The sequence below is a fragment of the Mesorhizobium sp. M0159 genome (genome assembly GCF_040322295.1).
Taxonomy (GTDB): domain Bacteria; phylum Pseudomonadota; class Alphaproteobacteria; order Rhizobiales; family Rhizobiaceae; genus Mesorhizobium.
In genome coordinates this window covers 1-14778 of sequence record NZ_JAMYTF010000007.1, presented here as the reverse complement: position 1 = coordinate 14778, position 14778 = coordinate 1, and the positions used below count along the sequence as shown (strand labels likewise).

11 protein-coding genes are annotated in these 14778 nt (G+C 61.2%); 1 reads left to right on the top strand and 10 read right to left on the bottom strand.

Features of this window, described 5'->3' with window-relative positions:
- Nucleotides 1-3: 3 nt before the first annotated feature.
- The 6 genes from NKJ32_RS09415 to NKJ32_RS09390 form a co-directional block, all read right to left on the bottom strand.
- Nucleotides 4-1245, bottom strand: coding sequence for an acyl-CoA dehydrogenase family protein (locus NKJ32_RS09415; RefSeq protein WP_352827423.1), 1242 nt, complete (start codon nucleotides 1243-1245; stop codon nucleotides 4-6).
- 222 nt (nucleotides 1246-1467) lie between these two features.
- Nucleotides 1468-3609 carry a beta-galactosidase gene (locus NKJ32_RS09410; RefSeq protein ID WP_352827422.1) on the bottom strand — a complete coding sequence of 714 codons (2142 nt, stop codon included), beginning with the start codon at nucleotides 3607-3609 and terminating at the stop codon, nucleotides 1468-1470.
- Entirely contained in the window at nucleotides 3606-4766 is a 1161-nt protein-coding gene (locus NKJ32_RS09405) for an ABC transporter ATP-binding protein (RefSeq protein ID WP_352827420.1), read from the bottom strand. Before NKJ32_RS09405 ends, NKJ32_RS09410 begins: the two co-directional genes overlap by 4 nt.
- Nucleotides 4767-4827: 61 nt before the next feature.
- Nucleotides 4828-5679: a carbohydrate ABC transporter permease gene (locus NKJ32_RS09400; RefSeq protein WP_352541684.1), complete on the bottom strand. Its 852-nt coding sequence runs from the start codon at nucleotides 5677-5679 to the stop codon at nucleotides 4828-4830.
- Nucleotides 5679-6563: a carbohydrate ABC transporter permease gene (locus NKJ32_RS09395; protein ID WP_023677182.1), complete on the bottom strand. Its 885-nt coding sequence runs from the start codon at nucleotides 6561-6563 to the stop codon at nucleotides 5679-5681. The genes NKJ32_RS09400 and NKJ32_RS09395 overlap by 1 nt, the downstream gene beginning before the upstream one ends.
- A 71-nt stretch (nucleotides 6564-6634) precedes the next feature.
- Nucleotides 6635-7906 (bottom strand): ABC transporter substrate-binding protein, encoded by a 1272-nt coding sequence (locus tag NKJ32_RS09390; RefSeq protein WP_352827417.1) that lies wholly within the window; start codon nucleotides 7904-7906, stop codon nucleotides 6635-6637.
- Between the two features lie 244 nt (nucleotides 7907-8150).
- Between NKJ32_RS09390 and NKJ32_RS09385 the strand changes: the two genes are divergently transcribed.
- On the top strand, nucleotides 8151-9353 hold the full coding sequence (locus NKJ32_RS09385; protein ID WP_352569054.1) for an ROK family transcriptional regulator: 1203 nt from the start codon (nucleotides 8151-8153) through the stop codon (nucleotides 9351-9353).
- Nucleotides 9354-9379: 26 nt separating this feature from the next.
- Here NKJ32_RS09385 and NKJ32_RS09380 read toward each other — a convergent pair whose 3' ends face one another.
- The 4 genes from NKJ32_RS09380 to NKJ32_RS09365 are packed head-to-tail and all read right to left on the bottom strand — an operon-like array spanning nucleotide 9380 to nucleotide 14592.
- Nucleotides 9380-10750: an alpha-glucosidase/alpha-galactosidase gene (locus NKJ32_RS09380; RefSeq protein WP_352569053.1), complete on the bottom strand. Its 1371-nt coding sequence runs from the start codon at nucleotides 10748-10750 to the stop codon at nucleotides 9380-9382.
- Nucleotides 10751-10771: 21 nt separating this feature from the next.
- Nucleotides 10772-12439 (bottom strand): ABC transporter ATP-binding protein, encoded by a 1668-nt coding sequence (locus NKJ32_RS09375; RefSeq protein ID WP_352452369.1) that lies wholly within the window; start codon nucleotides 12437-12439, stop codon nucleotides 10772-10774.
- A 10-nt stretch (nucleotides 12440-12449) separates the two neighbouring features.
- Nucleotides 12450-13583, bottom strand: coding sequence for an ABC transporter permease (locus tag NKJ32_RS09370; protein WP_352699415.1), 1134 nt, complete (start codon nucleotides 13581-13583; stop codon nucleotides 12450-12452).
- A 1-nt stretch (nucleotide 13584) separates the two neighbouring features.
- Nucleotides 13585-14592: an ABC transporter permease gene (locus tag NKJ32_RS09365; RefSeq protein ID WP_352569051.1), complete on the bottom strand. Its 1008-nt coding sequence runs from the start codon at nucleotides 14590-14592 to the stop codon at nucleotides 13585-13587.
- Nucleotides 14593-14778: the final 186 nt, after the last annotated feature.

The window sequence follows — 14778 nt, the reverse complement described above, 5'->3', positions numbered from 1 at the left end:
GGCTCAGCGGTTCCCGCCGCGACCTGTTTCGTCTTGTCTGCCGGCTTCGACATGCCAGCGCCAGAAGCCCGCACCTTCCTTGTTGAGAAAGCGGTTGAGCACCATCTTGTGGACCTCGTCGGCGCCGTCGACCAGGCGAGCCTGGCGGGCGTAGCGGTAGATCCATTCGAGTACAGTGTCTTTCGAATAGCCGCGGGCGCCGTTGATCTGGATCGCCACGTCGGCGGCGTCATGCAGCACGTTGGCGACCTGGATCTTGGCCATGGAGACCTCCTTGCGGGCAAAGCCGCCGCGATCGAGCTCCCAGGCCGCCTTCATCACCAGCAGCCGCCCGATCTCGATGCGCATGGCAAGGTCGCCGAGCATCAGCTGGATACTCTCTCGGTCGGCCAAAAGCTGCCCGAAACCGCTACGCTCGGCGGCATAGGCGCGCGCGATCTCGATGCAGCGCTTGGCAAGCCCGAGCCAACGCATGCAATGGGTGAGCCGCGCCGGACCGAGCCGGACCTGGGTAACCATGAGGCCGCTGCCTTCGCCGGCAAGCACATCCTCGACCGGGACTTCAAGACCGTCGAATTCCAGCTCGCAATGGCCGCCATGTTCTTCCGGTCCCATGATCTCGATGCGCCGCACGATCCGCCAGCCCGGCTGGTCCTTGTGGAACAGCAAGGCCGAAAGGCCGTGACGCGGATCGTCCGAAGTGCGCGCAATGAGAATGAAGTGGCTCGCCTCTTGCGCGCCGGTGATGAACCATTTGCGGCCTTTGACGACATATCTGTCGCCACGCCGTTCGGCTCTGGTCATGATCATCGACGGGTCGGAGCCGCCGCCCGGGTGCGGTTCCGTCATTGCAAAGGCCGAACGCACCTTGCCCTCGACGATCGGCTTCAGCCATCTTTGCTTCTGCTCCGGCGTTCCCAACCGTTCCAGCATCATCATATTGCCATCGTCGGGGGCCGCGGAATTGAACACGACCGGACCGAAGATCGAGCGGTTCATCTCTTCATAGCAGACGGCCATATCCACCTTGGAAAGGCCGGCCCCGCCGGTCTCGGGTTTCAGCTGCAGGCACCACAGGCCGGCTGCTTTCGCCTTGCCCCGCAACGTTTCGAGCAGCGGCAGCGCGACATTGCCATGGCCGTCGTAGGAAGCCTTATCTGCCTCGAGCGGCAGGATTTCGCGCTCGACGAAATCGGCGATCCGGGTACGAAAGCTTTCGGTGCGGACGGGAATCTCGAAATTCATGGCGCTCACAAAAATGAAACGAAACCCGCCATCGGCTCCGATGGTCGCTCGGCTAGTGTAACTGCCGTCATTGAATGCGAGCAACAGCAGTGTGCTGACGGAGCCTTGCGCACGTCAAAGCGCCGGTTCGATATGGATCGATGCCGGCGTGCTGCCGATGGCGGTCGAATTCCAGGATCAAAGAGTACTCAGGTTTCGTATGGCTAACGTCCGCGACAATGCTCAGATCAATTCGAGGACAGCGCAGCCATAGCCGTCCAGCGTCAACACTCCGGAGACAGGTGCTTCGCCATTGAGCAGGTTGCTGCCGAAGGGAACGCCGGTTACCGCAACGGGCGTGTCTTTGATGTTTTGCACGAACAGCAGCCGACGTTCGTCATTCTCGCGCATCGTGACCTCGACGCCGTCCGGCAGATCCGGAACCAGAGGCTCCACATTCGCATCCACGAAAGTGCGCGTAGCGAGTTGAGCTGTCAGCTCCGGGGTTAGATAAGTGCCGACATAGAGCACACGGCCCTTGCCGACGGCGCGGGAGGTAATTGCAGGCGTTCCCGCCGCGTAGCGGTTCGACCAAATCCCTACAATTTCGACTTCCGGTTCGACTGCGAGGTTCTCATAGAAATAACCGGCATCGAACTCGTGGTTTCCAATGGTAAAACGACGGATACGGCGGCTGGATTCGGCCGGTCTGTCGGGAGGAATGACGAGCCCGCCGGAGCGCGACATGGTATTGAACAGGCCATTGGCCCCGGGTGCCGCCAGCCGCCCGAAATCCTCGACGCGAACGCCGGTCAGCTTCGACAGCGACTGGCCCGGCGCTATCTCGCGGATGACGTGGTTGTTTTCGTCGCGGGTTCCCGTGCGCGCGCCGATGATGACGGTACCGCCATTTTCGGCAAAGACTTGCAGCCGCTCGGTCCAGCTGTCCTTCCAGATCACCCAATGCGGCACGTAGAATACCTTGAGCTTCGACAGATCGTCTTCCGGGTGGATGAAGCCGCAGGCGATGCCGCGGTCATAGCAATACTGATGCAGCAAGATTGCATCATCCTGCGGACTTGGCAGGCCGATGGGGAAGGTCTTGTGGGCTTCCTGATTGTCGAAGTCCGAGCCGGCGATGCCGACATCCATCCGCACATGGGTGCCCAGGATCTTGTCTTTAAGCGCCGTCATCTCGGTGGCGAACTGCCTGGCTTCGTCATAGCGGCGGCGAGCGACATCATCGTGATCGATGATGCCCATCCAGTATATCTCGGCGCCGAAATGTGCGGGACGCCAGCGGAAGAACATGATCCCATCGGCGCCACGCGCAACCGACGACATCGCCATGCGTCGCATTTCGCCCGGCTCCGGCGTCAGCGTGCAGAAGCCCGGCTGGGCGCCAAAACCCGACTGTTGTTCCGGCACTATGTAGTTGCCGGAAAATCCCCTGCAGATGTCGAGATGCAGCGCCTGGATCTTGGCGTGGTTGCCTAGGCGAAAGAACTCGTCATAGAGGAACGGATAGATGTCGTAGCCGACGAAGTCGAGATCGGTAGAGAATTGGCCGCGAAAGTCGATGTCACGCAATCCGCCGAGATTGTGGAAAATGAACCAACTGGCATTCGCTTTTCTCAGGATCTCGACCTTGTCGTGCTGGAACCGTGCTGTCGAAAAGGCGAGAAAACGGTGGTAGTCCTGGAGGTGACCGGGACCGGGAAAGGACGGTGAGAATTCCAGCGGGAAGACAATTTCGCTGAAATCGCCGTAAGCCGTCGCCCAGAAATCGCCACCCCAGGCGAAGTTCAGCCTGTCTATCGTCTTGTAGGTTTCCTGGAGATAAGCCTGGAATTCCTTCAATGCCGACGGCGAATAGGATTCCGGCATGCTGGTGTTGAGTTCGTTGTCGGTCTGCCAGCCAATGACATTTGCGTTGTCGCGGTAGTGGTCCACCATCGCGTTGGTGATCTTGCGGCTATAGTCGCGAAACACCGGGCTGCTGGTGTCGGCATACTGGCGTGAGCCGTGGCTCATCGACCGGCCATTTCCATCACGCCGCAGGATTTCCGGATGTTTTGCCGTCAGCCAGCGCGGCGGAGTGGCGGTCGGCGTGCACAAGATCGTGTTGACGCCGTGACGCGCCAGGCCCTCGATTGCCCGGTCGAACAGGCTGAAATCGAAGATGCCTTCACGCGGTTCGAAAATGTGCCAGGCGAATTCGCCGAGGCGGGCGACGTTGAAGCCGGCCTCGGCCATGCGCCGGGCGTCGTTGTCCCAGTAACTCTCGTCCACATGTTCGGGGTAGTGCGGCGCGCCGACCAGAAAGCGGTCGGTCTGGATCGTGCGCCAGACCGACAGGGCGCGGCCTTTTGAAGTCTTGTTCACGAAGGATACTCCTGCAGATCAGTCGGTGATGGTGGATTGCGGGCACTGATTGTCCGCTCATCGACAGAGGAAAAGAGATAGACGTCACGCGGCTCGACCTTGAAGCCGACGGTCGCGTCGGCAGCGACGGCACTCGCATGGCCGATCTGGACGGTGACGTTGCCGCTGCCGCTTTCAGAACTGACGCATTGCAGCGGGCCCGCGTCGGCATAGAGGATGGTCTCGCGGCCGAGATGCTCGACCAGCCGCACCCGTCCTGCAAAACTCGCTGTCCCTTCCGCGGCCAAGCTGATGCTCTCCGGCCGAATCCCCATCGTCACCCTATCGCCGACCTGTACGGATGCCGCTTCCGTCAGTTCGACAGTCAAAGGAGAAAGACCGGCGGTCGACAGCGTGGCGGCGCCGCCGGAGACAGCGGCGACGGTCACTTCGAAGAAATTCATCCGGGGTGCGCCGAGGAAGCCCGCGACGAAGAGATTGGCCGGATTGCGGTAGAGTTCGAGCGGAGCGCCCACCTGCTCGACCGAGCCGCGATTGAGCACGACGATACGGCTCGCCATTGTCATCGCCTCGGTCTGGTCGTGCGTGACATAGACCATGGTGGCGCCGAGCCTGGCGTGCAGATCGGAAAGCTCGACGCGCATCTGCGTGCGCAGCGCTGCGTCAAGGTTGGATAGCGGTTCGTCGAACAGGAACACGTCGGGCGAGCGGGTTATGGCACGGCCGATCGCCACACGCTGACGCTGGCCACCGGAAAGCTGTTTCGGCCGCTTGTCGAGCTGGTCAGTAATGCGAAGGATCTTGGCGGCTCGCAGCACGGCGGCATCGATCTCGGCCTTGGGGCGATGCGCCATGCGCAGGCCGAAACCCATGTTCTCGGCGACAGTCATATGCGGGTAAAGCGCATAGGACTGGAAGACCATGGCAATGCCGCGCTCACCCGGCTCGGTGGTGGTGACATCACGGCCGTTGATCAGAATCTTACCGGTCGAGACGATTTCAAGCCCGGCGATGATCTTCAACAGCGTTGACTTGCCACAGCCGGACGGCCCGACGGTGACAATGAACTCGCCCTGTTCGACGCTGAGATCGATGCCGCGCAGCGCGTGGTAGCTGCCATAATTCTTTTGTATCTGCCGGAGTTCAAGACTGGTCATGGAGCCCTGCTTGCGAAATCAGTTTCGGATCGGGTGGGCGACGCCTTGAAGCCATGGTCGCTCATCCCTTGACCGCTCCCATGGTGAGGCCGGTGATGAAGTGCTTCTGCATTAGGAAGAACATGGCAACCGGCGGCAAAGCCACGACGATGGTGCCGGCCGAGATCAGGTTCCAGGCCGAGACCCATTCGCCGCGCAGGTTGGCGAGGCCGGCGGTTACCGGTTTGACGGTATCGCTGATGGTGAGGACGACCGCCCAGAAATAATCGTTCCAGATAAAGGTGAAGAGCAGGATGGCCAGCGCCGCGAGAGCCGGCCGCACCAATGGGACCACGACATGTACCAATGTCTGAAACGGCGTCGCGCCCTCGGCCCTGGCGGCCTGAAACAGTTCTCCCGGCAAGGCGGCGATGAAGTTGCGCATGAACAGTGTCGCAAACCCGGTCTGGAAGGCGATGTGGAAGATGATCAGGGCGGCCATCGTGTCGTAGAGGTTGAGCCGCACCATGAGATCGCGCACCGGGATCATCATGATCTGGTGCGGCAGGAAGTTTCCGCCGACGAACAGGGCGAAGACGAGCATGTTGCCGCGAAAACGGTAACGGGCGAGCACGAACCCGGCGAGCGTGCTCAAGATGAGAACGCCGATCACCGAGGGGATGGTGATCGTCAGGCTGTTGAGGAAGTAGCGGGCCATCGGCGTCTGGGTGAAGACCGCCGTGTAGTTGTCGACCAGGCCGAATTGGGTCGGCCAGCCCCACAGATTGCCGCCCATGACATCCTGCGTAGAGCGGAACGAGGTAAGGATGATGGCAAAGAGCGGCGCCAGCCAGACAATCAGGATGCCGACCACCAGCACGACATAGAGGCCACGCTGCCAAATAGCAGTCTCGGGAATCGGGCGGGGAAACATCAGCCGCCTCTTTCATCGGCGCGGATCATCCGCGTCAGGTACCAGGCGATGAAGACCGCCATGATCACGAACAGCACCGAGGCAATGGCCGCGCCATAGCCGAAGCGGTAGGAAAATATGGACTGCTCGAACATCTGATAGGCAAGCACCTCGGACGAACCGAAGGGGCCGCCGCTGGTCATCACCGAGACCATGTCGAAGGAACGCAGTGCGCCGACGACGGTGACGGCGATGGCGATAAAGGTGACCTGCGTCAGCTGCGGCAACACGATGTGGCGCAGCATGTTCCAGCCCCTGGCGCCGTCGACCCGCCCGGCGCCGATCAGGTCCTCGCTGAGATTGTTGAGGCCGGCGAGATAGAGCACCATGCAGAAGGCGATCTGCGGCCACAACGCTGCGATCACGACGGCGAAGGTGACGAAGTTTTCATCCGACAGTACTGCCGGGGCGGTCGCGCCGAAGGTGCGGAAGATCAGGGCGAGAAGTCCGAATTCCGGCGTATAGACCCAGGTGAAGACAACGCCGACGGCAACCGAAGCCAGCACCAGCGGAATGAAGAACAGCGATTTGAGCAGGCGCATGCCGCGGATTTTCTGGTTGACGAGCAGCGCGATGGCGAGGCCGAGCGGCGGCGCCAGCATGAACATCACCAACCAGATCAGATTGTTCTTCAGCGAAACATAGAACTGCGGGTCGGCGAACAGTTCGCGGTAGTTGCCGAGGCCGATCCAGACCATCGGGCTGAAGCCGTCCCATTCGTGCAGGCTGATCCATAGGCTCTCGACCGCAGATGCCAGAATGACGACGGAAAACAGCACAGCGGCGGGCAGAATCAGAAGTGTCGGTGTCAGCCACCAGCGATGGCGGCGCCAAAGCTTCGTCATTTTGGGAGACCTCATTCACGGAAAGCATCGGGGAGCAGAGCACGAACCCCGCTCCCCTCCGCTGGGAGGCGCTAGATCTTGAAGATCCGGCGACGAGTTCCCTCGAGACGCTGAAGAATGGCGTCCCGGCGCTCCGGCTTGGCCATGAATTCCTGGAAGCCGACCAGGCCGGCCTGGGCCATGTCGGGATCGGTGTCACGGTCGTAATATTGCGACGTGCCGGCCACCGTCTTGAGGCTTTCCACAGCCGCGTTGACCAGCGGATCCTTGCTGGCCGGAAGGTCGTTGCGCGGCGGAACGTTGCCGCCAGGTTCCAGATAAGGGCCGAAATTTTCCGGCTGGTAGAAGAAGGCGAGGAACTCGCGGGCACCCGCCTTGTTCTTGGCGTTGGCCGGGATGTGGACCGAATTGACCGAGAATTCTTCGTAGCGGTCGAGGGCGCCGTCAATCTTCGGGAAAGGCGCGAATGTCAGCTGCTCGAGATCCTGCTCAGGGAAAGTAGCCTTCACGAAGGCACCGAGGTTCATCATGCCGGCCTTCTTCTGGGCGAGGAAGGCGCCGGCCTCCTGCCAGCCGAACGAGGTTTGATCCGGGGTGAAGAAACCCTGCTTGATAAGCTCTTCCCAGTCGTCGAAAACAGGCGTCAGCGCCGGGTCGGTGTAAGCCATCTTGCCGTTCATCAAGGCAAAGTGCTTGTCCAGACCATTGATCCGCAAGTTCATCTGGTCGAACCATCCGGCCGCTGGCCAGAGTTCCTTGGTGCCGATGCTGACGGGGATTAGGCCTGCGGTCTTGGACTTCTGGCCGTAAGCCAGGAATTCGTCCCAGGTCGCCGGTACCGTAAGTCCGTGCTCGGCAAAGACGTCCTTGCGATAGAACATGCCCCACATCGTGCCGCCAGTCGGCAGGCCATACTGCTTGCCGTCGACAGTGACGGCACCGGTCATGGCACCCAGCACGTCCTTGTACTTTTCCTTCTCGAACAGATCCGAAATGTCGTCGAACAGGCCGCGGGTGACGAAGGCGCGCATGCGGTTTCCGGAGAACCAGAAGCAGACATCCGGCGCCCCGGCGACAAGGTAGTTGCGGATCGCGGTCTTGTGGGCCTCGTGATCCATATTGTTGATCACAACCTTGGTGCCGGACTGCTTCTCGAAGTCGGCCGCAATGCGCCGCAAGATCCGCAGGGCATCGGCATTGTTTTCGTCTGAAATGATGGTGACTTCGCTCGACTGGCTGAGTGCCGGCATCGGGAAGCCCGCGAGGGCTCCAGCGGAAATGCCCCCAGCTCCCTTCAGGAAATTGCGCCGCGTCGACGGCTTTTCAATCCACTTGAACGTCATTGTTACTCCTCCCGTGTTGTCAATTTCTCTACTGGCACACCGGCCGGCGCGGTTGTTCTTCTCACCGGCACCGCTCACCTCCCGGGCAAGGGAATATGCTTGCCCGCTCCTTCAGAGCGCGGTGATATTGCTAACCGGATTAATTTCGCTGACCCCAGGTTCGGGTGTTGAACAGTCGGGCAAACTTATGCATACGTTTTCTCGAGAGGCAATAATTAATTTACAAAATTAAGAAAGCGGATCCGTGAAGCTCAAGGGTGACCCGAGCACGACTCGGGCGATGAACCGCAGACTGATCCTCAATCTCTTGCGGCAGGAAGGAGCGCGCAGCCGGGCCGACATAGCGTCAGTTACCGGCCTTAGTCCGGCAGCGGTCACCTTCGTCGTGGCCGACCTCATCGAGGATGGCCTGCTGATCGAAGGCAAGACAGTCGTGGGCTCGGCTGGGCGCCGCCCTATCCCGGTGGATATCAACTATGCCAACGGCCTTGCCATAGGTTTCAAGCTGATGGTCGGATCGGTCGAATGCGTGGTCACCGATCTTGCGACCAATCCGCTGGGCTCTCTGCGCGTCAAGCTCTCGGACAGCGATCCCGACCATATCATAGCGACCTTGGCCAAGGCGGTGCCGGAGCTGATTTCGATTGTCGATCGGCCCGCTGCCAAGCTTGCCGGGATCGGCATTTCAATGCCTGGCGTCATAGACAACCAGAAGGCTGTGTGTATCCGCAGCAATCGCTACAACTGGGACAACGTTCCCCTTGGCCCGATGCTGGCCGAACTGGTAGACGTCCCCGTGTGGCTTGAGGACGACACCAATGCCTATGCCATTGCCCAGCAACTCTTCGGCCTCGGACGCCAGCACCGCAATATGGCCGTGCTGGCGATCGGCGTCGGAATCGGCTGCGCGCTCGTCTTCGATGGCAAACTCTATCGCGGCGCGAACGGTGCCGCCGGCAAGTTCGGCCACAGCTCTTATGAGGAGAACGGCCGCCTTTGCGAGTGCGGAAAACGCGGCTGCTTGATGGCCTATTACGCCGAGCCGGCGATCCTGCGCACCTGGCGCGAAGCCACCGGGCACAACGAAACGGATAGCAAAGTCAGCCTTATGGCAGCCTTGGCAGACCGCGAACCGCGAGCCGTCGCCATTCTCGAAGAAGCCGGACATGGCATCGGCCGGCATCTCGCCAATCTTGTCAACATCACCGACCCGGAGGTCATTGTCGTCGGCGGTGAAGCCGTGTCGTTTGGCGATGCGCTGTTTGGCCCAATGCGGCTGACGCTTGGGAAAAATACCTTTCGCGCGGCACCACCAATGCTGCTGGACTGGGAGGACAATTCCTGGGCAAGGGGAGCGGCTGCTCTCGTAACGCAGAAACTCTTTGATTTCGAAACATCTGCCGGCAACGCCGCTCCGCTTTCAAAGCCGGCCCTATGGTCGGCATAGGTGAGTGAAACAGACAGCCCTGCGCCTCAGGCCGCCCGAACGCTGCGCGCTCCACGCGCCCAGGCCGGCAGCCAATCGCCATGCGCAACCAGCAAATCATCGACCAGCGACCATATCTGGTCGAGGTCGAGCTCGGCCGCCGTGTGCGGGTCCATCATCGCCGCGTGATAGATGTGCTCGCGGTTCTCGGTCATCAGCGCTTGGACCGTCAGCTCCTGGACGTTGATATTGGTGCGGATCAGCGCGGTGAGCTGCACCGGCAGGTCGCCAATGAACGTGGGTTGAATGCCGGAGGCGTCGACGAGGCATGGCACCTCGGCCGCGCAATTATACGGCAATGTCGTGATGCAGCCATTGTTGCGGACGTTGCCGTAGATCACCGACGGCTCGCCGGTCCAGACCGAGTTCATGATCGAGGACGCATATTCCTTCGACTGCTCCACTTCGATCTTGTCAGCCGAGCGATAGGCTTCCGCTTGCCCCTTCCAGCGTTCGATCTGCTCGATGCAGCGCTTCGGGTATTCGTCGAGCGGGATACCGAATTTCTCGATCAGATCCTCGCGCCCGTCCTTGATGAAATAGGGCGTGTATTCCGCGAAATGTTCGGAGCTCTCGGTGACGAAGTAACCGAGGCGCTTCAGCATCTCGTAGCGCACCTTGTTCGGGCAGCGCGGATTCCATCCAGGCTTCGGCGCCCGCCCTTCGCTGTAGGCGCGCAGCAGATCCGGATAGAGATTGCGGTAGGAGCCGTCCGGCTGGCGATGCTCGAACTTCAGGTAGAAGGCCATGTGATTGATGCCGGCCGAGCGGTAGCGAATCTCCTCGCAGGGAATGTCGAGATCATGCGCCAGCTCCATTGCCGTGCCTTGCACCGAATGGCAGAGGCCGACCTGCTTGATGTCGGGGTATTTCTCCGCGATCGCCCAGGTGTTGATCGCCATCGGGTTGACATATTGCAGCATGATCGCCTGCGGGCAGACCGCGAGCATGTCCTCGCAGATCTTCCAGAGATGCGGCACGGTTCTCAACCCTCGCATGATACCGCCGACACCGAGCGTATCGGCGATGGTCTGGCGCAGCCCGTATTTCTTCGGAATTTCGAAATCGGTCACCGTGCAGGGCTCGTAGCCGCCGATCTGGAAGGCGACGACGACGAAATCGGCGCCCGCCAGCGCCTTGCGCTGGTCCGAATAGGTTTCGGCTTTGGCCTTTACGCCAAGCGTCGAGATCAGCTTGCCGACGACGATTGCGCTTTCCTCGAGCCGTTGCGGATTGATGTCCATCAGCGCGATCGTCGCGCCGGATAAAGCCGGACGCTGCAATATGTCGCCGACGATGTTCCTCATGAACACCGTCGAGCCAGCTCCGATGAAAGCGACCTTGGGATTTCTTGCCACAACAACCTCCGGCATAAGCAATTAGGCTACCTCGAAAGCGGCTTTGACCAGCCGTTCGGTGTAAGCGGTCTTGGGATGGGACAGGACTTCGTCGACCGGCCCCTCTTCGACGATCTTGCCGTGCTGCATGACGATGACGCGGTGGCACAGCGCCCGCACGACCTTGAGGTCGTGCGAGATGAAGATGTAGCTCAGGCCCCGTTCGCGCTGCAGCTTGCGCAGCAATTCGATGATCTGCGCCTGGACCGAGAGATCCAGCGCCGATGTTGGCTCGTCGAGTACGATGAATTCCGGTTCGAGCGCGACGGCGCGGGCAATCGCAATACGCTGGCGCTGGCCGCCGGAAAACTCGTGCGGGAAGCGCGAGAGGATATCGCCGGGCATGCCGGCGCTGATCAGCGCCTCGCGCACCCGCTCGATCCGATCGTTCCTGGTGGCGCCCATGCGGTTGACGACCAGCCCTTCCTCGATGATCTGGCCGATCGTCATGCGCGGGTTGAGCGACGAGAACGGATCCTGGAAGACGACCTGCATGCGCGACCGCAACGGCCGCATCTGCGCCCGCGAACAGCCATGGATCGGCCGGCCATCGAAATAGATCTCGCCGCTGTCCGTGGTGTTGAGCCTGAGCAACGCCTCGCCGAAGGTGGTCTTGCCCGATCCGGATTCGCCAACGAGACCCAGCGTCTCGTGCCGCCGAAGGGTCAGGCTGAGGCTGTCGACGGCGACGAGTTCGCGCAGGTCCGGCCTCATGAACGTGCCATGCCGCAGCATGAAGGAGACGCGCACATTCCTAGCTTCAAGAATAACGTCGGCGCCTTCCGGCAACGGATTTGCCTGGCCGCGCGGCTCGGAGGCAAGCAGGTGACAGGTGTAGGGATGCTGTGGATTGGCGAACAGCTTCTCCGTCACATTGTGCTCGCGCATCTCCCCATGCTGCATGACGTAGACATAGTCGGAGAACTGCCGCACCACGGTCAGGTCATGCGTGATCAGGATCACCGCCATGCGCAGTTTCTTCTGCAGGTTTCGGATGAGATTGAGGATCTGCGCCTGAACCGTGACGTCGAGCGCCGTCGTCGGCTCATCGGCGATCAGCACATCGGGATCGTTGGCCAGCGCCATGGCGATCATCACACGCTGGCGTTGGCCGCCGGAAAGCTGGTGCGGGTATTGTTTCAGCCGCGCATGGGGCTCAGGAATCTGTACCTGCTGCAGCAGCTCGAGCGCTCTTGCTTCGGCCTGCCTGCGGCTCATCTTGCGATGCACCCGTATCGCCTCGACGATCTGGCTGCCGATCGTGTAGATCGGGTTAAGCGAACTCATCGGCTCCTGAAAGATCATCGAGATGCGGTCGCCGCGCAGTTTGCGCCGCGCACGCTCGGAAAATTTCAGGATGTTGGCCCCGTTGTATTCGACAGTCGATTTCGGCGACACGACTGCGCGCTTCGACAACAGTCCCATGACGGTGCGCGCCGTCACCGACTTGCCCGATCCCGACTCGCCGACAATGGCGATCGTCTCGCCGCGATAGAGCTGGAAGGAGATGTCCTTGACGGCTTCGATCATGCCGTGTTCGACCTTGAAATCGACGGCGATGTTGCGGGCATCAATGACCGGGTTTTCCGAACGGCCGTCATGGTCGAGCCGGACAGGCGGTGCGAAGGATTTGACGAGCGCGTGTTGCATCATGTCATGCTCAATAAGGATCGACCGCATCGCGCAGTCCATCCCCAAGCGCGTTGAACGCGAAGACGGTGACAAGCACGAAGCCGACCGGCGAAAGGATCCAGGGATAAGTGCCGATGACCGAATAGGTCGCGGTGTCTTGCAGCATCAGGCCCCAGGAGATCAGCGGCGGCTTCACCGCGAAGCCGAGAAAACCGAGGAAGGATTCGAGCAGGACCACGCTGGGGATTGCCAACGTGACCGCAACGATCACGTGGCTCATCACGTTCGGAAAAATGTGTTGCATGATGATGCGGCCATCTGTGGCGCCGACCGCCATCGCCGCACGAACGTAGTCGATCCGCGCCAGTGCCAGGGTCTTGCCGCGCACTTCGCGCGACATCTGCGCCCAGCCGAGTGCCGACATGACAACGATCACGAAGGCCAGGAAGACATTCGTCGGCGCCGTCACCGGAACCAGCGAGGTCAGCGCCAGATAAAGCGGCAATTGCGGAAACGCGAGCACCAGTTCGACGAAGCGCTGGACCCAGACATCGAATGTGCCGCCGAAATAGCCCGACACCATGCCGACCGTCGTGCCGATCACGGTGACGATGAAGACCACGGTCAATGCGATCATCAACGAGATGCGCGAACCATAGATCGCACGAGCCAGCACATCGCGACCGAATTTGTCGGTGCCAAGGAAGTGCACCGGCTGGCCGTCGGTCGAGCCGAAGAAGTGCCGGTTCGCGGGAAGCAGGCCGAGCAGTCTGTACTCCGCTCCCTTGATGAAGAAGCCGAGCAGCCGCGGATGGTCGTAGTCCGGCCCGACGACGGGTTGGAAGGTAACCGGGTCGAGGTCTTCCGAATCCGCCAGGGCATAGACGCGTGGCTGGAAGACGAAGTTGCCGTCCTTGTCATGGAAGCTCATCATCTGCGGCGGGGCGAAGCCGACATCGGTCACCTTGGGATCCATCGGTGCGAAGAAGTCGGCAAACACCGCCAGCAGCACCAGAAACGCGACCAGGATGAGCCCGGCCATGCCGGTCCAGGACCGTTTCAGGCGGCGCCAGACGAGTGCGATGTAACTCTCATTGCCGCGCGGCTTGATCTTGGCCGGTTCCTCGGCAAGTGGCGGCAGCGAGGGCTCGAAAGCAAGCATCTCAGGACCCTGCATATTGGCGCACACGCGGATCGAGCATGACGAGCAGCATGTCGGCGATGATGTTGCCGACGATCAGCGTCGCCGACAGCACCATCATGAATGTCGCCGTGACATAGACGTCGCCCACCGCCATCGAGCCAACGATCGCCGGGCCGACGGTCGGCAGGGCAAAGATGATCGCGGTCTCGATCTCGCCGGTCAGCATATAGGGCAGCACCACGCCCTGATACATGACCAGCGGATGCAGCGCATTGGGCACCGCATGGCGCATCACGACCGCACCGCCGCTAAGGCCCTTGGCGCGAGCGGTTTCGACATATTGCGCATTCAGCGTGTCGAGCAGATTGCCGCGCATCACCCGCATGTTGTAGGCGAGCCCGCCGAAGGTGGCGATGGCGACAACCGGCCAGACATGCCGGACGAGATCGACGAACTTCGCCCAGGACCACGGCGCCCCGCCAAATTGCGGCGAGAAGAAGCTGCCGATCTCGGAGACGTTGAACTGGAAGACCAGCAGATAGACGATGATCAGCGCCATCAGGAAGCGCGGCACCGTCATGCCGAGGAAGGAAATCGCTGACAGCGCACTGTCGATCCAGCTGTACTGCCTAGTCGCCGCCCATATGCCGAAGGTGATACCGAGGACCGAGGCCAGCAGATGGCACACCAGCGCCAGGAGCAGCGTGCGCGGCAGGCGCTCGCCCACCACATCGGCCACCGGCTTATTGTAATAGAGGCTGTAGCCGAAATCGCCGCGGGTGATGATGCCGCCGATCCAGTTGAGATACTGGACGGGCAGCGGCTTATCGAGACCGTGTTCTATCCGATAGGCCTTGGCCTGCGCGTCGGCCTCGGCGAATGAGGCCCCGCCCTGATTGATCAACTGCGAGCGGATGTAGTCGGCATAGTCGCCCGGCGGCGCCTGGATGATGGCGAAGGTGACCAGGCTCAGAATGGCGAGGACCGGGATCGCCGACGCTATGCGCGTGAGCAGGAATCGCAACATCGGTCGGTCCGCTTCCTTGTCTAGCCGGTCGCTCTCTTTGAGCGTACGGAGGTTTGCTTTGTCCGGCCGCCGCAACCGGGGCCGGCGGGGGTGGCCGGCCGGGGTGGTATACCGAGTTGATGGGGGCCGTTTGGGCGGGGGTGCGCGGCAGCGGATCCGGGGCCCGAGGCTATTTGGGCTGGGTTT

Excerpts from the sequence above, each read along its gene's own strand:
- NKJ32_RS09415 (WP_352827423.1), bottom strand. The coding sequence starts at position 1,245 with ATGAATTTCGAGATTCCCGTCCGCACCGAAAGCTTTCGTACCCGGATC.
- NKJ32_RS09405 (WP_352827420.1), bottom strand. The coding sequence starts at position 4,766 with ATGACCAGTCTTGAACTCCGGCAGATACAAAAGAATTATGGCAGCTAC.
- NKJ32_RS09400 (WP_352541684.1), bottom strand. The coding sequence starts at position 5,679 with ATGTTTCCCCGCCCGATTCCCGAGACTGCTATTTGGCAGCGTGGCCTC.
- NKJ32_RS09395 (WP_023677182.1), bottom strand. The coding sequence starts at position 6,563 with ATGACGAAGCTTTGGCGCCGCCATCGCTGGTGGCTGACACCGACACTT.
- NKJ32_RS09390 (WP_352827417.1), bottom strand. The coding sequence starts at position 7,906 with ATGACGTTCAAGTGGATTGAAAAGCCGTCGACGCGGCGCAATTTCCTG.
- NKJ32_RS09375 (WP_352452369.1), bottom strand. The coding sequence starts at position 12,439 with ATGCAACACGCGCTCGTCAAATCCTTCGCACCGCCTGTCCGGCTCGAC.
- NKJ32_RS09370 (WP_352699415.1), bottom strand. The coding sequence starts at position 13,583 with ATGCTTGCTTTCGAGCCCTCGCTGCCGCCACTTGCCGAGGAACCGGCC.
- NKJ32_RS09365 (WP_352569051.1), bottom strand. The coding sequence starts at position 14,592 with ATGTTGCGATTCCTGCTCACGCGCATAGCGTCGGCGATCCCGGTCCTC.